This is a genomic window from Actinomyces sp. 432 (assembly GCF_009930875.1).
Lineage (GTDB): Bacteria > Actinomycetota > Actinomycetes > Actinomycetales > Actinomycetaceae > Actinomyces.
Window position 1 is genome coordinate 1,602,768 of the sequence record NZ_CP025249.1, and the last position, 19,231, is coordinate 1,621,998.

Annotated in this window: 15 protein-coding genes; 10 read left to right on the forward strand and 5 right to left on the reverse strand. The window is 68.3% G+C overall.

Annotated elements, in window-relative coordinates; translation table 11 throughout:
- Window positions 1-68: 68 nt before the first annotated feature.
- Both dnaG and CWT12_RS06685 read right to left on the reverse strand, forming a co-directional pair.
- Window positions 69-2,087: a DNA primase gene (gene dnaG / locus CWT12_RS06680; RefSeq protein ID WP_161924194.1), complete on the reverse strand. Its 2,019-nt coding sequence runs from the start codon at window positions 2,085-2,087 to the stop codon at window positions 69-71.
- A 172-nt stretch (window positions 2,088-2,259) separates the two neighbouring features.
- Entirely contained in the window at window positions 2,260-3,540 is a 1,281-nt protein-coding gene (locus tag CWT12_RS06685) for a deoxyguanosinetriphosphate triphosphohydrolase (RefSeq protein WP_202616327.1), read from the reverse strand.
- 234 nt (window positions 3,541-3,774) lie between these two features.
- On the opposite strand from CWT12_RS06685, the gene CWT12_RS06690 reads away from it, so the two are divergent.
- From CWT12_RS06690 to CWT12_RS06715, 7 genes are all read left to right on the forward strand, one after another.
- Window positions 3,775-5,004 (forward strand): glycosidase, encoded by a 1,230-nt coding sequence (locus tag CWT12_RS06690; protein ID WP_161924196.1) that lies wholly within the window; start codon window positions 3,775-3,777, stop codon window positions 5,002-5,004.
- Between the two features lie 119 nt (window positions 5,005-5,123).
- Window positions 5,124-5,570, forward strand: coding sequence for an extracellular solute-binding protein (locus tag CWT12_RS14350; protein ID WP_272927742.1), 447 nt, complete (start codon window positions 5,124-5,126; stop codon window positions 5,568-5,570).
- On the forward strand, window positions 5,567-6,412 hold the full coding sequence (locus CWT12_RS06695; RefSeq protein WP_272927743.1) for a sugar ABC transporter substrate-binding protein: 846 nt from the start codon (window positions 5,567-5,569) through the stop codon (window positions 6,410-6,412). The genes CWT12_RS14350 and CWT12_RS06695 overlap by 4 nt, the downstream gene beginning before the upstream one ends.
- Before the next feature lie 209 nt (window positions 6,413-6,621).
- The gene (locus CWT12_RS06700) at window positions 6,622-8,256 is read left to right on the forward strand and encodes an ABC transporter permease subunit (RefSeq protein ID WP_161924197.1); all 1,635 of its coding nucleotides are present in this window, start codon (window positions 6,622-6,624) and stop codon (window positions 8,254-8,256) included.
- 106 nt (window positions 8,257-8,362) lie between these two features.
- Entirely contained in the window at window positions 8,363-9,217 is an 855-nt protein-coding gene (locus tag CWT12_RS06705; protein WP_237564065.1) for a sugar ABC transporter permease, read from the forward strand.
- A gap of 38 nt (window positions 9,218-9,255) precedes the next feature.
- Entirely contained in the window at window positions 9,256-11,214 is a 1,959-nt protein-coding gene (locus tag CWT12_RS06710; RefSeq protein ID WP_161924199.1) for an alpha-amylase family glycosyl hydrolase, read from the forward strand.
- Between the two features lie 86 nt (window positions 11,215-11,300).
- Window positions 11,301-12,323: a LacI family DNA-binding transcriptional regulator gene (locus CWT12_RS06715; protein ID WP_161924200.1), complete on the forward strand. Its 1,023-nt coding sequence runs from the start codon at window positions 11,301-11,303 to the stop codon at window positions 12,321-12,323.
- 147 nt (window positions 12,324-12,470) lie between these two features.
- On the opposite strand, the gene CWT12_RS06720 is transcribed toward CWT12_RS06715, so the two are convergent.
- Entirely contained in the window at window positions 12,471-13,655 is a 1,185-nt protein-coding gene (locus CWT12_RS06720) for a glycerate kinase (protein WP_161924201.1), read from the reverse strand.
- Window positions 13,656-13,722: 67 nt separating this feature from the next.
- Window positions 13,723-15,120 carry a M20/M25/M40 family metallo-hydrolase gene (locus CWT12_RS06725; protein WP_161924202.1) on the reverse strand — a complete coding sequence of 466 codons (1,398 nt, stop codon included), beginning with the start codon at window positions 15,118-15,120 and terminating at the stop codon, window positions 13,723-13,725.
- A gap of 47 nt (window positions 15,121-15,167) precedes the next feature.
- Between CWT12_RS06725 and CWT12_RS06730 the strand changes: the two genes are divergently transcribed.
- Both CWT12_RS06730 and CWT12_RS06735 read left to right on the forward strand, forming a co-directional pair.
- A complete protein-coding gene (locus CWT12_RS06730) occupies window positions 15,168-15,779 on the forward strand; it encodes a DUF3043 domain-containing protein (protein WP_374939139.1) in 612 nt (203 codons plus the stop codon).
- Between the two features lie 151 nt (window positions 15,780-15,930).
- On the forward strand, window positions 15,931-16,938 hold the full coding sequence (locus CWT12_RS06735; RefSeq protein WP_161924203.1) for an aldo/keto reductase family protein: 1,008 nt from the start codon (window positions 15,931-15,933) through the stop codon (window positions 16,936-16,938).
- A 106-nt stretch (window positions 16,939-17,044) separates the two neighbouring features.
- On the opposite strand, the gene CWT12_RS06740 is transcribed toward CWT12_RS06735, so the two are convergent.
- Window positions 17,045-18,094, reverse strand: a complete 1,050-nt coding sequence (locus CWT12_RS06740; RefSeq protein ID WP_161924204.1) for a quinone-dependent dihydroorotate dehydrogenase — start codon at window positions 18,092-18,094, stop codon at window positions 17,045-17,047.
- Between the two features lie 195 nt (window positions 18,095-18,289).
- Here CWT12_RS06740 and ypfJ point away from each other — a divergent pair, with 195 nt between their 5' ends.
- A complete protein-coding gene (gene ypfJ, locus CWT12_RS06745; RefSeq protein WP_161924205.1) occupies window positions 18,290-19,192 on the forward strand; it encodes a KPN_02809 family neutral zinc metallopeptidase in 903 nt (300 codons plus the stop codon).
- Window positions 19,193-19,231: the final 39 nt, after the last annotated feature.

The following is a 19,231-nucleotide window of genomic DNA, read 5'->3' on the forward strand; positions in this document are numbered from 1 at the left end:
GGCAGCCGCGGGCGGCGCTGGAGCCCGTCACCCAGCTGCTGCGCGCAGCACCTTGCGAGCTCCAGCGCTCAGCCCTGTCGGGCCATCTGCATACGCCGGTTCTCCAGGCCCACGATCTCCTCAAACAGCTCCCGGTACCCGGCATCATTCGGATCCATGCGCCGCTGCCGCGAGCGCAGCTGCGTCAGCCGCCGATTGATTCCCGTGCGCGCCAGGGAGGACAGTATGCCCGCGGCGTAGCGCTCGAGCGCCTCCGAATCCGGCTCGGACTCCCGGTTGCCGCGTGGAGCCGGCAGCGGTAGCGGTGCGACGGCGAGCTCAGTCACCGCTGCGGCAACCGGCCCGATGGCGCCGGCACGAACCTGCTCAAGCCAGCGGGTGGTGGCTCGCTTGACCGCCTCCGCCGCCGCGAGCCCTGCCGCTTGCGCCTGCTGCACCAGACCATCGACCTCGGTGGCCCCGCCGGCGGCCTCGATCGCCTCGAATACGGCACGGTGCACCGGTACGGAGAAGGCCACCGCGTTGATGTCGTCCGCCCCTACGCGCGCCGCGATCTGCGGCATCTGGACGATGACCTCCAAGGCGCGCCGCTCCAGTTTCTCCACCGGGTCGGTCACCGGGGGCAGTCCGGGCCGCTCGGCGGTAGGCGCGGTGAGGGAGTCGTCTCCCGGACCGTACTCTCCCGCGGCGCCGTCGGCCGGGACACCCGGCCGCATCCCCCGGCGTTCACTGGCGCGCACCGCGCCCACGGCCTCGGACTCCGGCAGGCCCAGCCAGCCCGCTAATCGGCGCGTGTACTCGCGCTTCAATGCCCGGTCCCGGATTCCGGCCACCACGGGCGCGGCAGAGCGCAGGCCCTGCACGCGCCCCTCGGCGGTGTCGAGGTTCAGGTTTGCCAGGGAGGCGCGGATCACGAACTCGAACAGCGGCACGCGCCGCCCGAGCAGTCGCGGGATGGCGTCCGGCCCCTCCTCCATGCGCAGGTCGCAGGGGTCCAGACCCCGCGGCTCTACGGCCACGAAGGTCTGGGCGGCAAAGTGCTGGTCCTCCCCGTAGGCGCGCAGGGCCGCCTTCTGGCCGGCGACGTCGCCGTCAAAGGTGAAGATGATCTCACCGCCGCGGGCCCGGTTGCCGGCGATAACCCCGGCGGAGGGATCGGCAGCATCCCCCAGCAGGCGGCGCACGATGCGCACGTGGTCCGGCCCGAAGGCAGTGCCGCAGGTGGCCACCGCCGTGGGCACCCCGGACAGGTGCGCGGCCATCACGTCCGTGTATCCCTCGACCACCACGATCTGGTGGGCGCGGGCGATTTCGCTCTTGGCCAGGTCCAGCCCGTACAGGACCTGCCCCTTGTGGTAGATCGCGGTCTCCGGGGTGTTGAGGTATTTGGGGACGGTTTTGTCCGCATCTGACAGCCGCCGCCCGCCGAAGCCGACCGGCGCGCCGGTAACGTCGTGAATCGGCCATATCAGCCGGTCCCGGAACCGATCGTAGATGCGCCCGGAATTGCCGCGCCCACACAGCCCGGACTCGACCAGCTCACGCTCGGTGAAACCGTGCGAGCGGAGCATATTGGCAAGGTTGTCCCAACCGTCCGGGGCGTAGCCCACCCCGAAGTGGGCGGCGGCATTGCGGTCGAATCCCCGTCCGGTCAGGAAGTCGCGGCCCACCTGGGCGGCGGGGGTGGCCAGTTGCTCCTGGAACCAGGCCTCGGCCAAGCGGTTGGCCTCCAGCAGCCGCTGACGGGTGCCGGGCTCGACGCCGCGCTTGACGGTCCCGCCCTCCTCGTAGCGAAGCTGCACCCCCACGCGGCCGGCCAGGTACTCCACCGCCTCTGTGAAGGACAGGTGGTTGATCTTCTGCACGAAGTCGATCACGTCCCCGCCCTCACCGCAGCCGAAACAGTGCCACAGGCCAAGCTGCGGGCGCACGTTGAAAGATGGAGTGCGCTCGTCATGGAAGGGACACAGCCCCTTGAGAGAGCCCACTCCCCCGCTCTTGAGCGTGACGTGCTCGCCGACGACGTCCTCGATCCTGGCGCGCTCGCGCACCGCATCGATGTCCTCGCGCTTGATCAGACCCGCCATGACCCCATCCTAGGGGAGGGGACTGACGGCTATCGACGCGCTGTACCGGGCGGCGCGGGCCGCCCCGAGCCGACCCGCCGCCGGGCCCGTCCCCCAGTGGCGGCCGCGGACTCCGGTGCGGCCGACCCGGTGTGCGGCGTGCCGCATCCGGGACGCTGTCCGGGTACCGCTTTCATACGGCGGACAGCAGCCCGCAAAGACGGGCGTGCCAGGCCTGTGCCGAGGTGTCGGTCAGGGAGGCGATCTGGTCCACAACGGCCCGAAGCCGTCCGGCGTCGTCGTCGGCCTCCTTCCAGGCCGCGGCGAATACGGGCTCCAGGTGGGCGCCCTTGCTTTCAAGCAGGGCGTCGGCGAGATCGAACAGCTCGGTGCGCTGGCGCAGGTAGACGGGTTCGTGCTCGCGGGGCGCCATTACGTAACGCACCGCAGCACCCTTGAGAACCAGGATCTCGGCTGCGGTCTCTTCGGGGATCACCAGGTCGGCGTCGTAGCGGGTCAGGGGCCCCTCTCCGAATACCTCCCGGGTAGCGCCGGCCACGGCCGATACGAAGCGCCCGATCAGCTCGCTGGTGAGATTCTTCAGCTGCGCCGCATCCGCCAGCGCCCCGGTGTAGGCGCGGATCCAGAACGCCTGCGCGGCCAGCCGCTCCCAGGCGGCACCCAGGGCGTCGGCGCTTACGCCCCCGCCGTACCAGGAGCGGGTGGCCTCTATCACCGTGGCTACCTCGTCGTCGTCGACGAGCCGGGCAGGATCCATTTTGAACAGGGCGATGGCGTCCTCCACGTCGTGGACCGAGTAGCCGACGTCGTCGGAGAAGTCCATGATCTGCGCCTCCAGGCAGCGCCGGTGAGCCGGCGCACCGGCGCGCATCCACGCGAAGATCTCCCGATCCTCCGCGTAGCAGCAGTACTTGACCGCGGACCGGCCGTCTGGGCCACCCGGGCCCTCGCCCTTCGCCCAGGGATACTTCGCGACGGCGTCCAGGCTGGCGCGAGTGAGGTTCATGCCCACGCCCCGCCCGCCCGCACCCAGGGTCTTGGGCTCCAGCCGGGTGAGGATGCGGAATGTCTGGGCGTTGCCCTCGAAGCCGCCGATGGACTGCGCCACCACGTTCAGGGCCTGCTCACCGTTGTGCCCGTAGGGTGGGTGCCCCAGGTCGTGTGACAGGCAGGCCGCGTCCACGACGTCGGGATCGCAGCCCAGCGCCTGGCCGAGTGCCCGTCCCACCTGCGCCACCTCCAGGGAGTGGGTCAGGCGGGTACGCACGAAGTCGTCCGCTGACGGACCCAGCACCTGGGTCTTTGCTCCCAGCCGCCGCAGCGCGGAGGAGTGCAGCACTCTGGCGCGGTCACGCTCGAAGGGAGTGCGCTGGGGGTTCTTGGCCGGCTCGGGCACGAACCGCGCCACATCAGCGGCCCCGTAGCCGACCAGGTCGCCGGTTCCCTCGCCCATAGCGCCGCCCGCCCCGGGTGCGGGAGCGGCAGGAGAATGCTGATGTGAGATGGACATGAGTCCAACGTATCGCAGCACGTGGCAGCAGCGACCCTGAGCGCGGGTTACTATGAGTCACGCTCTAGCCCAACGGGTTAGCAGGATTGTCTCGTCACCGGGTCGGGCCCCAGGCCAAGCGCAGGTTCGGTGAGGTCCGAGGACCGGGTAGATCCCGGCGGAAGGGAGCCGGTTGCCGTGACCACCACGACGACGCTCGTCCACCGCGCATACACCGGCCCGGGCCAGTGGTGGCGCGACAGGCTCGTCTACGAGATCCCGTCTCCCGAGCTGGGGGCGGAAGCCCTGGACGGAGTGTGCGGCATCTTCGAGCACGTCGTCGGCCTGGGCTTCGGCGTCATCCTGCTGCGCCCCTCACAGCTGGACGTGAGCACTGACCTGGCGGCATTCCAAAACCTCGCCCAGCGCGCGCACGAGCTGGGCCTGCGCGTCATTGTGCGAATCTCGGGCGCCCTGCGCCCGGTCACTTGCGGTATCGCAGGCCAGGACAATCCGATCGTCATGGGCCAGGAGCGGGACCACGAGGGCCTGGTCGAGCGCGCGGAGAGCTTCCTCGCTGCCGGCGCGGACGGCGTCGACTTGGGCATTATCATCCCGCCCGATCTGTGGGATCAGTCGGACCTGAAGAGCCTGAGCCAGTACTTCTCGCAGATGCAGTCCCTGCTGGCCGAGTACGTCCCGGAGGGCATGCTGGGCGCGGACGTGTCGGCCAGCTACCCCGATGCGCTGCGCCATCACCTGCAGGACGACTGGCTGCACCACCTGCGCGACGACCGCCTCACGCTCGCAAGCTGGGATCCGGAGTCCCTCACCCGGGCCCTGACCCAGTCGCTTGCTGAGCACGACCGCTTCGGCGCTCCCCCGGCTTGGCGCTACCTGCCCGGCTACTGGCTGGAGCACGGCGCCACCCCGGGAGGAGGTCGCGCCTGGTTCGAGACCGCCTCCGCGCAGGAGGTGTACCGGCGCGCGCTGGCCCTGCAGGCTCTTGTGCTGGCGCTGCCCGGCACCGTGTACCTCCGCCAGGGCGACGAGGTCGGGCTGCTGGATGCCGATAAGCCCGCGGATCCGCTGGAGCTGGCGAGAATCGTGGGCGAGCGCGCCGCGGCGCAGGGGTCTCAGTTCGGCTCGCCGCTGGCAACCGTGCGTCACGCCACGTATGTGCGTCACGAGCACCATCTGGCCGGTGCCCCCTTCGCATTCGTAAAGGGCCTGGACTGGTGCCCCCGTGATGTGCTGGCCGTGCTGGCCCGGGACGTGCTCGTTCTGGTCAACACCTCGCAGCGGCCGATCATCCTTCCGGAGCACGCCGAGGTCCTGCTGTCCTCCGGGCCGCTAGAGCAGGAGAGCGGCAGTCTGGTGGTTCCACCCACAATCACGGTCTGGGCTGCCGCCGAGACTGTTGCTTAGGGCACTTTTTTGCAACAACCTTTCAGGACTCCCCCCTCCTTCTTGCAAGACTTGCAGTGATGCGTTACATTTTTGCGCGTCATCCCATCAACTCCATTCAGGTTCGAAGGAGAATCACGGTGTCCCTCAATCGCCGGTCGTTCCTCTCTATGACCGCCATCGCCACCACCCTGGCCGCCGCTGCCGCTTGTGGCTCCAACGACGCCTCCACGGCCACGGCCTCGGACGCCCCGGACGGGGCGACCGCGGAGTCCACCGACGAGCAGGTCGTCCGCGACGCCAACGCCGACCTGGTCATCTGGACCGACGAGGTCAAGGCGGGCGCGCTCAAGGACATCGCCCAGAAGTGGGGCGACGAACAGGACATCACCGTGGCGGTGCAAACAGTCGCCAACGACGAATTGCAATCCAACTTCATCGCCGCCAACTCGGCCGGCAACGGCCCGGACATGATCGTGGCAGCACACGACTGGATCGGCAACCTGGTCCAGAATGGCGCCATCTCCCCATTACCCTCGACTCCGCCGCCGAGTCCAACTACAGCCAGGTCGCGCTGGACGCCGTGACCTACGACGGGCAGTACTACGGCGTGCCGTACTGCGTGGAGACGCTGGGCCTGTTCGTCAATAAGGACCTCACCGACGTCACCGAGCCCGCCACCATCGAGGAGCTCGTCGAGGCCGGACAGACCTCCGGCGCCGACGTGGTGCTCTCCCTGCCCGTGGGCGAGGCCGGCGATGCTTATCACATGGAGCCGCTGTACACCTCCGGCGGCGGCTACCTGTTCGGCACCAAGAGCGACGGCTCCCTGGACGCCACCGACGTCGGCGTCGGCGGCGAGGGCTCCATCGCCGCCGCTGAGAAGATCGGCGGGCTGGGCGAGCAGGGCGTGCTCACCACCTCCGTCACCAGTGACAACGCCATCTCCCTGTTCACCGAGGGCAAGGCCGCCTACCTGATTTCCGGCCCCTGGGCACTGGGCGACATCAACACCGCCGGCATCAACTTCGAGCTGTCCAAGATCCCCGGCTTCGAGGGCATGGACGACGCCCGTCCCTTCGCCGGTGTCAATGCCTTCTACGTGGCCGCCGCCGGCGCCAACAAGGCCTTCGCACAGACCTTCGTGGCCGACGTCGCCAGGGACTCCACCATCGCCGAGGCCATGTACGCGATCAACCCGCTGCCGCCGGTCCAGGAGGACCTGGCCAGCAAGCTGGAGTCGAGCGACGCCAACATGGTCAAGTTCATGGACTTCGCGGAGAACGCCGATCCGATGCCGGCCATCCCCGAGATGTCCGCCGTCTGGGGCCCGCTGGGCATGGCCGAGGCCAACATCGTCGATGGTTCGGAGCCCGAGTCCACCATGACCAGCGCCGGAGACGAGATCCGTTCCACGCTCGGACTGTAAACCGCGGTCGAGGGCCGGCGGCGAGGCCGCCGGCCCTCACCATGACCGGGTATCCCGGCCGTCGCCCGTAAGCGACCGACAGCCCCTGGCCTGCACCGACCGCCCCAGGCGGTCGTCCCCTCGCCCTGCCCGTTTCGCCCATCTTCATTACTGCTTACGCCTGTCTTATCTTTTCAGCCTCTTTCAGCATTGTGAAAGGTCCTTCGACGATGACGTCCACAACCGCCCACAAACGCGGCGCCCACAGCGCCGCTGCAGGCGCGGATGACCCCGAATCCTCCCGTCGCACGACGCGAGAGCGGACCACGACAATCCGCTCCGTGCTCGGGCGGGTGCTCGTCCTCGGCGCCGCCCTGGCCCTAGCCGCCTACCTGGTACCGCTGCTCATCGCCTCCCAGATGTGGCTATGGCTGTTCATCGTGGTGGCAGCCACCATCGCCATCTTCATGCTGTACTCCACCCACCGGTTCATCCCGGGCAAGTATTTCTTCCCCGGCACCTTCTTCCTGGCGGTCTTCCTGATCGTCCCGATCGTGATGACGATCCAGACCGCCTTCACAAACTTCGGTGACGGATTCCGCGGCACGAAGGAGGACGCCATCACCACCATCACCAACAACTCCGTCATCCAGGCCGCCGACTCCCCGCTGTACAACCTGTCGGTGGCCACCACCGGTAGTGCCGAGGAGGGCCCCTTCACCCTGTTCCTGGTGGACACCGAAACCGACGAGGTGCTTTACGGGGCCGACGGCGAGACGGTCCAGCCCGCCAGCGGCGTGGACCTGACGGTCACGGATGGCTTCGTCACCGCCGCCGACGGCTACACCATCCTGACCGGCAAGCAGATCAACACCGCCTACGACACCATCTCCAACCTGACCCTGTCGGTATCCGACACCAGCGCCATCAAGGTTCAGGGCGTGCGTTCGGCCTTCGAAGGCACCAAGACGATGGTGTACGACGAAGAGGCCGACTCGATCACGAATGTCCAAACGGGCGACGTCTACACGGTGCAGAAGATCGGCAACTCCGACTATTTCGTCAACGCCAACGGCGACAAGCTCGCCCAGTCCTGGAAGCAGAACATCGGCCTGGCCAACTTCCAGCGGCTCTTCGGCAACCAGAGCCTGCTCAAGCAGCTGGGCGGCGCCTTCGCCTGGACCCTGATCTTCGCCGGCGGCTCCATGCTGCTGACCTTCCTGCTCGGCTACTTCCTGGCACTCACCCTCAATGACGACCGCATCCGCGGCAAGAAGCTGTACCGCTCCTTCCTGCTGCTTCCGTACGCAGTGCCCGGCTTCATCTCACTGCTGATCTGGTCCAACTTCTACAACCGCGACTTCGGCCTCATCAACGAGATGCTGAACCTGCACATCAACTGGCTGGGAGACCCGAACTGGGCGAAGGTCGCGGTGCTGCTGACCAACTTGTGGATGGGCTTCCCCTACATGTTCATCGTCTGCACCGGCGCGCTGCAGTCAATCCCCGATGACCTGAAGGAGGCGGCCCGCATTGACGGGGCCTCCGGCTGGCAGACGACCACCCGGGTGATTACCCCACTGCTGCTGGTCTCGGTGGCGCCCCTGCTGGTGAGCACCTTCGCCTTCAACTTCAACAACTTCAACGCCATCCAGCTGCTCACCGAGGGCGGTCCCTTCGCCGCCGGCGAGTACACACGCGGCGGTACGGACATCCTCATCTCGATGGTCTACCGCATAGCCTTCGGCGGGTCGGGGGCCGACTACGGCTTCGCCTCGGCCGTCTCCGTCATCCTGTTCGTCATCACCGGCGTCCTGGCCGCGGCGCAATTCACTGCAACCCGCCGCCTCGAGGACATCAACTGAGCGCGCCGGAAGGGACTGATTGAAAATGACTGATGCGAAAACCGCTGCTACTCGCGCGGCCTCCCGTTCCGCCGCTTCCCCGGAAGCGGAGCCGAAACAGAACCGGATGCCTTTCGGCCGGTGGTTCCGGGAGATCGGCTGGCGTCACGTCGTCGGCGTGCTGGCGCTCGTATTCGCCGCCTTCCCGATCCTGTACGTCATCTCCGCATCCCTGAACCCCCTGGGGACCGTGGCCTCCACCTCGCTGATTCCCACCCGGGTCAGCCTGATCAACTACCAGACGCTGCTCAGCGGCGACAAGGGCCCGTTCACGCGCTGGTACCTGAACACCATGATCGTGTGCGCGGTCGTGGCCGCAGCGCAGATCTTCTTCTCCGTGCTGGCCGCTTACGCCTTCAGCCGCTTCCGCTTCAAGGGGCGCCGCGGCGGCCTGCTGGCCCTGCTGCTGATCATGATGTTCCCCACCACGCTGTCGATGATCGCCATCTACAACATGATCTCCGGCATCGGGGACGTGCTGCCCGCCATCGGCTTGAACACACTGCTGGGCTACTGCCTGGCGCTCATGGGCGGCGCCCTGGGCCAGGTATGGCTGATCAAGGGCACCTTCGACACGATTCCCAAGGAGCTCGACGAGGCCGCCATCCTCGACGGCTGCACCCACTGGCAGGTCTTCTACCGGATTCTGCTGCCCTCCTTGAAGCCGATCCTGGCAACCACCTTCCTGCTGGCCTTCGTCGGCATCATCTCCGAGTTCCTGCTGGGCTCGATCTTCCTGACCGACAACTCCAAGAAGACCCTCGCCGTCGGCCTGTACGGCATGCTCTCCGGCGACCGCTCTAACAACCTCGGCATCTTCGCCGCCGGCTCGGTCATGACCATGGTGCCGGTGATCGCCCTGTTCCAGTACCTGCAGAAGTACATCGTCGGCGGTGCGACCGCCGGAGCTGTCAAGGGCTGACCCGCTACGCCCGTGAGGAACAATCCAAGAACTGATCGATGACCTGTCCGAACACCACGCACTATTTGAGTCAGCCGCACCACGACACCGGGCCGGCCTATCTGCTGGGTACGCTCCGCCCCGGAGCCCAGCTCACCGCCAGGTTGTGGGTGCCCGCGCCCTGGGACCCCGAGCGCATCATCCTGCGCCAGGTAGTCGACGGTGAGCCCGCCCTGTCCAACGCCCAGCTAGTGGCCCGCACCGACGCCGGGTCCTGGTGGGAGGCACCCGTCCGGCTCGTCAACCCCACCAACCGCTACCGGTTCCTGCTGCTGACGCCGGACTCCGACCACCCCTACGTCTGGTTCCACGCCGCTGGCCTATCCGACCACGACGTTCCCGACGCCACGGACTTCCGGGTCCTGGCCGACGACGACGCGCCCGACTGGGTGCTCGATGCCGTGTGCTATCAGATCTTCCCGGACCGCTTCTGCGCCCACACCGCGCCGCATGAGCGCACCGCTCCCGCCTGGGCGCAGCCCCACGCGTGGCTCGCCGAGCCCCCGCTGGCGGGAGATCCCAGCGCGGCAGCCTGGTACGGAGGAGATCTGGACGGCATCGCCGACCACCTGGACTACTTACAAGACCTGGGCGTCAACACTGTCTACCTGACCCCGGTCTTCCCGGCGGGATCCGTGCACCGATACGACTCCACCAGTTTCGACCGCGTGGATGACCTCCTGGGCGGCGACGCGGCACTGGCCCGGCTGACTCGGGCGCTGCACGAACGCGGCATGCGCCTGGTGCTCGACCTGACCACCAACCACACGGGTGTCACCCATGACTGGTTCCGGCGGGCCGTCACCGATGCCGAATCCCTCGAGGCCGGCTTCTACTCCTTCGACCACTATCCCGACCAGTACTCGACCTGGATGAATGTGGAGTCGATGCCCAAGCTCGACCACCGCAGCCAGGCCATGCGCGACCGGCTGGTGCGGGGTCCTGAATCGGTGACGGCACGCTGGCTGCGCCCGCCGTACAACGCCGACGGTTGGCGCACGGACGTCGCAAATATGACCGGCCGGGCCGGCCTGGTGGACCTGGCCCACCAGGCAGCAACGGACATGCGCGCCACCATGCGGCAGGTGCAGGCGGACACCGGGCGCGAGCTGTGGCTGGTGGCCGAGCACGGGTACGACGCCTCCGGTGATCTAACCGGATCCGGCTGGCAAGGCACGATGAACTACCACGGCTTCACCCGGCCACTGTGGTCCTGGCTGGCCGCCCCCGATCCTGCCGACGGCCTGAATTGGCTGGGTATCCCCACCGGCATCCCGCGCCTGAAGGGCGGACCGGTCGCCCGCGGGGTGCGTGAGTACACCGCGCATATGCCGGCCACATCCATAACCCATTCGATGAACTTGCTCGGCTCGCACGACACGCCGCGTATCCGCACCGTCGTCGGCTCCCGGGAGGCACAGCTGGTGGCGGCAACCGCCCTGTTCACCGTACCGGGGGTGCCAACCGTGTTCTCGGGAGACGAGCTCGGAGCCACGGGCCGCACCGGAGAGCACTCCCGCACCACCATGCCGTGGGCCGCTCCGCCTGGTGCCGAGGCCACCGACGAGCTCGGCCCGGCCGGGGCGTGGGGTCCGGTGGACCGCATCGTCCTGGAACGCTACCGGCACCTGGGACGGCTGCGCCAGGAGCTGCCCGCGCTACGACGCGGGGGTATGCGTTGGGTGCACGCCGACGACGACCTGCTGGTATGGCTGCGTACTCATCCGGACGGCGACGTGCTGGTGGCAGTTGCGCGGGCGGGCACCGCCGCGGTGGACCTGCCGCTGTCCTGCCTACCGGCCGGAGCGGTGGATGAGGTGTATTCGATGGATGGCGTAGGCGTATCCGTGCTCGGCGATGCGGGCGGCCACCTGACCGTGAGCCCCACCGGGCCCGGATCGGCCGTGGTCGTGCTGAGGCCGGCGCTTCCGCGCACTGAAAAGGTCTGCACCCACTAGGCGCGATATGCATGGCTCGTCTCAACCCGTACCGAGTACCGCCGGGTGGCGGCAATATCAGTTGGTTTCCCCTTAGGATGGGTATCGTGCAACAGCGCATCACCCTCGCCGACATCGCCGAGCAGGCGGGCGTGTCCACGGCGACCGTGTCCCGTGTCCTGAACGGCAAGTCGAACGTGGCCGAAGCGACCCGACGTCAGGTGCTGGTCGCCCTCGACCTGCTGGGCTACGAGCGCCCGGAGTCTCTCCGCCAGACCTCAAAGGGGCTGGTGGGGCTGATCGTCCCCGAGCTAACCAACCCGATCTTCCCGCTGTACGCCCAGGAGATCGAGCAGCTGCTCGCCCCCAGCGGGCACACCCCGCTGCTGTGCACCCAGACGCCGGGCGGCACCAGCGAGGACGAGTACATTGAGATGCTCGTGGATCGGGGGGTGGCCGGCATCATCTTTGTGTCCGGCCGCCACTCCGACACCGGCGGCGACGTCACCCGCTACCAGCGGCTGCGGGACCGCGGTGTGCCCCTGGTAACCGTCAATGGCAACGCCTCCACCATTAAGGTGCCCGGATTCGCCACCGACGATCGGGCCGCGGCCCGCATGGCGGTAGACCACCTGGCCAGCCTGGGCCACACCCGCATCGGCCTGGCGACCGGACCCGGGCGGATGGTGCCCGCACAGCGCAAGACCGCCGGCTACGAGGACGGTATACGCGCCAACCTGCCCGACCAGCCGCTGCGCATTGTGGAGACGCTGTACACCTACGAGGGAGGTGCCAGCGCCGCCGGCAGACTGCTGGAGCAGGACTGTACCGGGATCATATGCGGCTCGGACATCATGGCGCTCGGCGTCATCTCCGGGGTACGCGCCGCAGGCAAGAGCGTCCCGCAGGACGTGTCCGTCATCGGCTACGACGACTCCCCCCTGATCCCCATGATGAACCCCCCGCTGACTACCGTGCGCCAGCCCGTCGCCGCGATCTGCCGGGCGGCGGTAACCACGCTGCTGTCCGCGATCGCCGGCGAGCATCAGGCCGACACGGAGCTGCTGTTCAAGCCCGACCTGATCGTGCGCGGCTCCACGGCCCCGGCCCCGCACACCATGGTCTCCTGACCTGGTCTCCTGACCTGGTCTCCTGACCCGGCCTCACCCAGCTCCCACAACCCATCCCCACCTCGCCGAGGTCGGTCGATCTTAGGTGCCGAGGTCGGTAGATCTTACGTACCGAGGTCGGTCGATATGGCAGGCGGTGTGAGTGCGTCAACGCGACCAGGTGCGGGCCAACCGCTCGCCGACGGCGGCCAGGCGCTCGCGCAGGGAGGACGGGGCGCCGCCATTCCAGGCCTCCCGCTGAGCTACGCCGGGTGCCTGAAGGGGGTATGCGGATACCACGCCCGCCTCCGCGAGCTCTCCGCGCGGCACGGCCAGGCGGCCCGCGACCAGCACCGTAGGCAGTGCCAGGTCTCCGGCCGCCCCACCGACCACCGCAACCACAGAGTCGGCAAGCACGTCGAATAGCTCTCCGGCTGCTGTCACAACCAGATCCTGGCCGGCCACCGCCTCCTCCAGCCCCAGTAGCCGTGACATGACCCGCGCACCCGGCAGTGCACGCGCGCCAAGGGCACGCAGGACCAGTGCCGCTCCCCCGCCAGCGCCAGTGCCCCGAGCCGTGACCGACAGGTCTGTCCCACCGCCGCCCGCAACCGGCAGCAGGCCGCCACGCAGCGAGCCGGCCTGCTCAGCGATTCGCGCCGCGGCCGCACAGGCGCTCAGGTTCAGCTCCTGTGCGCTTTGCCCGCTCATCGCGCTTACCTCACTCAGTGCCTGGCCGGCACCCCCGACGCCTCCCAGCGGTGTGTCATCGGCCAGGGCGAGTACCAGCTCCCGGCCCGCCATCAGAGCGCGGGCCCGCATCACCCCGCCCAGGCCCTCAAGGGCTCCCGCCCCGCCGTCGTGCACTGCGGTTGCGGCTAGTGTCACCACGAGCGTGTCACCGCGCTCCGTAAGCCGCAAGGCCGCGGCCAGGACCTGCCCGAGCCCCGTCGTCGTCCCGGACTGCGCCTCGCGCGCGGCCAGCTCGCGGTCGGCAGGCAGGGCCAGCAGCCGGGCAGCGTCAAGCAGCCAGGTGGCACCGTTTCGGCGATGGCCATCCACCGGTTCTGGAGTGGCCAGCCTCACCAGGTCGGTCTCCCGGACCTGCCCGAGTGGCCCCGGTGCGTGCAGGACACGCCTGGAGGCTATCCGCTCCCCAGTGACGCACTGAGCGGTACCCGGGCCGCCGTCGGGCAGCGGCAGGAGGGTCAGGGCGTCGGCGGGCCGCGCCTGCGCCCAACCCGCCGCTATCGCCTGCGCGACGGCGTCGGCGCCCAGGCCCAGCTCGGGCGCGACCAGGGGAACGCCACCGGGCTCTGGAAACATGGGGCCCGGCGCCAGGAGCACTCGCATGGGGCTAGTCCTCACCGTGTCTCTGGGTGTCTGTGGGTGTATCCGGGGGTCGCTCCCGAGGCTTGCCTCAGGAGTCCGTCTCGGGCGAGATCACGCCGCCAAGCCGGGCCAGCAGCAGCGTCTCCGCCACCACGATGCGCTCCAGGTCACCCAGGTGCATCGACTCGTCTTCGCTGTGGGCGCGGGTGTCCGGGTCCTCGATCCCGGTCACCAGGACCTGCGCGTGGGGGAAGGTCTCCTTCAGGGTGGCAATGAACGGGATGGAGCCGCCCTGGCCGATGCTGACCGCCTCCGTACCGAAGGCCTCGGTGAGCGCCCAGTGGGCGGCCCTCCCCGCAGGCGTGTCAGCGGTGCCGTCAAAGGCGGGGCCCATTTCCCCGGCACTGACGGTGACCCGCGCGCCAAAGGGGGCATGCGCCTGGAGGTGGGTCGTCAGGGCCGCGAGTGCGGCGGCCGGGTCCTGACCGGGAGCAATACGCAGGGACAGGCGCGCGGTGCAGGTGGGGGCCAGCACATTGCCCGCCACCGGCAGGGAAGTCACGTCCATGCCGATGACGGCCAGCGCGGGCTTGGTCCACAGCCGGGCGGTCAGGTCCCCGGTGCCGACCAGGGCCACACCGTCCAGGACGCCGGCGTCGGCACGGAAGTCGGACTCGGAGTACTCCGGGGAGCCGGGCGCAGCCAGGGGGCGAGAAACCAGCCCATCGACCGCGACGTCTCCGTGCTCGTCGTGCAGGGTGGCGATCAGTCGGCACATGGCGGTGACGGCGTCGATCACCGGCCCCCCATACTGGCCGGAGTGCAGTGCATGATCAAGCACGGCCAGGTGCACATCCACTTGCACCACTCCGCGCAGAGAGGTGGTCAGTGCCGGCACCCCCACCCGCCAGTTGGAGGAGTCGGCCACCACGATGACGTCCGCGTCCAGCTGCTCCCGATAGGTGCTCAGGAAGTTCTCGAAGGAGGGAGAGCCGATCTCCTCCTCCCCCTCAATGAACGCGGTCACCGAGCAGGGCAGTTCGCCGTTGTTCAACTCAGCCAGCAGCCTCAGCGCGTGCACATGTGCGATCACGCCGGCGCCGTCATCGGCGGCGCCCCGTCCGAACAGCCGCTCACCGCGCCGCTGTGCGGCAAAGGGATCTGCTTGCCGCCACTTATCGGGATTGCCCACGGGCTGGACGTCGTGGTGGGCGTACAGCAGCACCCGGGGGGAGCCGCTCGGCCCCTCCCGGTGGGCAAGCACGGCGGGGCGGCCGGGGCCCTGCGGACCCTGGACCGAAAGGACGTTCGCCTCCATTCCGGCGTCGCTCAGCAGCGCAGCCACGTGGTCGGCGGAGCGTCTGACCTGCGCCGGGTCGTGCCCAGCGGCGGAGACTGAGGGGATGGCCACCAGATCCGTCAGGTCGGCGACGACCCGCTCGAAGGAGTCATGGACGGCGGTGTGCACGGCGCGGGCGGTAATCATGAGTTGCAGGGTAGCGCGCTCCAGCCGCTACCCTGTTGCCCGTGAGTCTGTTAGAGAAGCTGCCCTTCGGCAGACGCGACCGGGCCGACGCCCGTGCGTCCGACGCACCGGCCGCACCCGCTAAGAAGTCCGGCAAGGGCCGCCCCACCCCCAAGCGCAAGGACGCGCAGGCACGAAATCTGCACCCGATCGTGCCCGCTGACCGCAAGGCCGCCAAGCGGGAGGCGCGCGCGAAGCAGGATGAGGCCTGGGAGCGGCAGCGCCAGGCCATGCAGACCGGGGACGAGCGCTACCTGCCGCCGCGTGACAAGGGTCCGATCAAGCGGTACATCCGCGACTACGTTGACGCCCGCTACTGCCTGGGCGAGTGGTTCATGCCGCTGACCCTGTTGCTGCTGATCGTGTTCATAGGCTTCTCCTCCCAGCAGACCCTGATCAGCTACTACTTCATGCTGGCGATCTACCTGTACCTGTTCATCGCGATCGGGGATGCGGTGGTCTGCTGGCGGCAGCTGCGACGGCGCCTGTACGCGAAGTTCGGCCGGGACAAGGTCCAGGAGCAGGGCACGATCTTCTGGTACATCTTCTCCCGGTGCTTCAACCTGCGCCGCTGGCGCCAGCCCGCTCCCCAGGTCGCCCGCAGGCAGTACCCCGACTGAGCCGACGGGCCCGCCCTCCCAGCCGGGACTGGTAGAGGCCGGGCACCGGTCGCGGCACAACACATGTGCTGCGGCCGTCGGCACCGGGAAAGTGCGTGTTCGCCGTACCAATAGTTGTGCCACACTACTTCTCGCGCGATAGGCTGTGACCATGGTCGCATACCGTCATCTCGGCAATTCCGGACTCAAGATCACCGAAATCACCTACGGCAACTGGATCACCCACGGCTCCCAGGTGGAGGCGGACACCGCAATTGAATGCGTGCGCACCGCACTCGACCTGGGCATCACCAGCTTCGACACCGCGGATGTGTACGCCAATACTGTGGCAGAGGAGGTGCTGGGCCAGGCGTTGAAGGGGCAGCGCCGCGAGTCCCTGGAGATCTTCACCAAGGTTTACTGGCCCGTCGGCCCCAAGGGCCCCAATGACGTAGGCCTGTCCCGCAAGCACATCATGGAGGGCATCGACGGCTCGCTGCGGCGCCTGGGCATGGATTACGTCGACCTCTACCAGGCGCACCGCTACGACTACGCCACCCCGCTGGAGGAGACCATGCAGGCCTTCGCGGATGTGGTGCGCGCCGGCAAAGCCCTGTACATCGGCGTCTCGGAGTGGACCGCCGAGCAGATCCGGGCCGGCCAGGAGCTCGCCACCCAAATGGGCTTCCGCCTGGTGTCCAACCAGCCGCAGTACTCCGCCCTGTGGCGCGTCATCGAGGAAAAGGTAGTGCCGACCTCAACCGAGCTCGGCATGGGCCAGATCGTCTGGTCGCCGATGGCCGAGGGAGTCCTGTCCGGTAAGTACCTGCCCGGGCAGCAGCCGCCGGCCGGCTCGCGCGCCACCGACGAGAAGGGCGGCAAGCAGATGATCAGCCGCTGGATGCGCGACGACGTGCTCACCGCCGTCCAGAAGCTGAAGCCGATTGCCGACGACGCCGGACTGTCCATGCCGCAGCTGGCCATCGCCTGGGTACTGCAGCACGACTTCATCTCCGCGGCGCTGGTGGGAGCCTCGCGCCCGGAGCAGCTCGTAGAGAACGTCAAGGCCTCCGGTGTGAAGCTGGGTGAGGACGTGATGGCCGCAATCGATGCGGCTGTGGGCGACGTCGTCGAGCGCGACCCGGCCCTGACCCGCTCCCCCGAGCAGCGTCCAGCCTGACGCGCACCGCTAACCAGCGTGCCGGGACCGGTCGAGGCGGATAGCGCCGCTTCGACCGGTCTCGGTCTGAAAGTACTTGTGCCTACCGGCCCGGGGCGCGGCCGAGTCAGCGCAGGTGACGCGGAACCATTGCCAGGGCACGGTTGATACGACCGGGCCAGGCCGGACCGTTGTAGATGAATGCCGTGTAGGCCTGTAGCAGGTCAGCGCCGGCATCGAGCATGAGCTCGGCGTCCATGACCGATGAGATACCGCCCACGCCGATGATTATGGGCCCCTCCCCCATACGCGCGCGCAGACGGCGCACAACCTGCAGCGAGCGCGGCAGCAGGGGGGCACCGGACAGGCCGCCCTCCCCCAGATCGTGGTCAATGGTCGTATTGGTGGCCACCACCCCATCCAGCTTCATGTCCAGCACCAGGTCAGCCACGGCGTCGATGTCCTCATTGGCGAGGTCCGGCGCAATCTTGACCAGCAGCGGCACGTGGCGGTGCGCGGCATCATCCGCGGCAGCACGCACAGCGGCGAGGATCGGCCGCAGTGCCTGGACCTCCTGCAGGGAGCGCAGGCCGGGCGTATTGGGGCTGGAGACGTTGACCACCAGGTAGTCGACCCAGCGGGCGACCTTTGATGCGGAGTAGGCGTAGTCTTGCGCAGCCTGATCCAGGGGCGTGGTCTTGGTCTTGCCAATATTGGCGCCTACGACGATAGAGCGGCCGCGCGGCGTTGAGCGCAGGCGGCGCAGGCGCGCGGCGGCCTCATCCGCGCCAGAGTTGTTGAAGCCCATACGATTGCGGACCGCCCGGATGGTCGGGTAACGCCACATGCGGGGCTTGTCATTGCCCGGCTGCGGACGGGCGGTGAAGGTGCCGACCTCCACGAAGCCGAAGCCGAGCATGTCCATGCCCTCTACCGCCTGTCCCTCCTTGTCCATGCCTGCGGCCAGGCCCAGGATGCCGGGGACGGGGCGCACGAATGGTCCGCCCTGGTTGGCCGACGGCACGGGGAAGGCAGGGCGGCGCCCAAAGGCCTGCCGGACGACGTCGCGCACGAGCGGCACCTTGCTGGTCGCCTCGATTGCCTCCATACAGGCGTCGTGTATGGCCTCGGGGTCGATGCGGGTGAGAACGGTCTTGTACAGCAGGTCGTACAGCACGCGACCAGACTACTCGCACCGCTCCTTGGGCCCCATAGCTGTGCCTAACGGCTGTGATTGCAGTTCCCATTACGGTTCCCACAGCAGTTCCCACCGCAGTAGCCCGCGTTCACGTTGACGCCGCCGGGCTCCGCTAGCCTGGTTCCTGCAGATCCCATCGACGTACCCCAGTGACGACCGGCAACGAGGTGCCCCGTGTCCTTCAACCGCAACATCAAACTCGACCCCAACCGGGTACAGACGCGTTCCGGAGGTCGCCGTGGCGCCGCCATCGGCGGCGGCTCGGTGCTGGCAGTGCTGGCGGTACTCCTGCTCTCCCAGGTCACCGGCGTCGACCTGAGCGGACTGCTGGCCGCGCAGGACACCGCCCCCGACTCCTCCACCTCCGTGATCGACACGTCCATGTGCACCAGCGGCGAGTCCGCCAACCAGCACACCCAGTGCCGGATGATCGCAACCGCCGAGTCACTGGATGCGGTGTGGAGTGAGCAGCTGCCTGCCCAGGCCCGCACCGCCTACGCCGAGCCGGGCTTCATCCTGTGGGACGGGCAGTCCGTGTCGACGGCGTGCGGTTCGGCCACCAGCGCCGTCGGCCCCTTCTACTGCCCAGGGGACTCCAACGTCTACCTGGACATGAGCTTCTTCTCCGACATGGAGTCCACACTCGGCGCAAAGGACACCCCACTGGCGGAGGAGTACATCGTCGCCCACGAGTTCGGCCACCATATCCAGAACCTGCTCGGCGTGATGGGGTCAACCGACCGCTCCCGCAGCGGCGCAGACTCCGACTCAGTACGCACCGAGCTCCAGGCCGACTGCTACGCGGGCGTGTGGGTGCACTATGCCGCCACGACCGTTGACCCCGAGACCGGCACACCCTTCCTGGTGGAACCCACGGAAGCGGAGATCGCTACGGCGATTCAGGCGGCCGAGTCAGTGGGCGACGACCACATTCAGCAGCGCTCCCGCGGCACCGTCGATTCGGACACCTGGACGCACGGATCCTCCGAGCAGCGGGTGCGCTGGTTCACCACCGGCATGCGCTCCGGCTCCCTGGAGCAGTGCAACACCTTCGCCGTTTCCGGCTCCCAGCTCTGAGGGGACCCGCCGCCCGGTGGACGACGGGTCCCGGCAGGG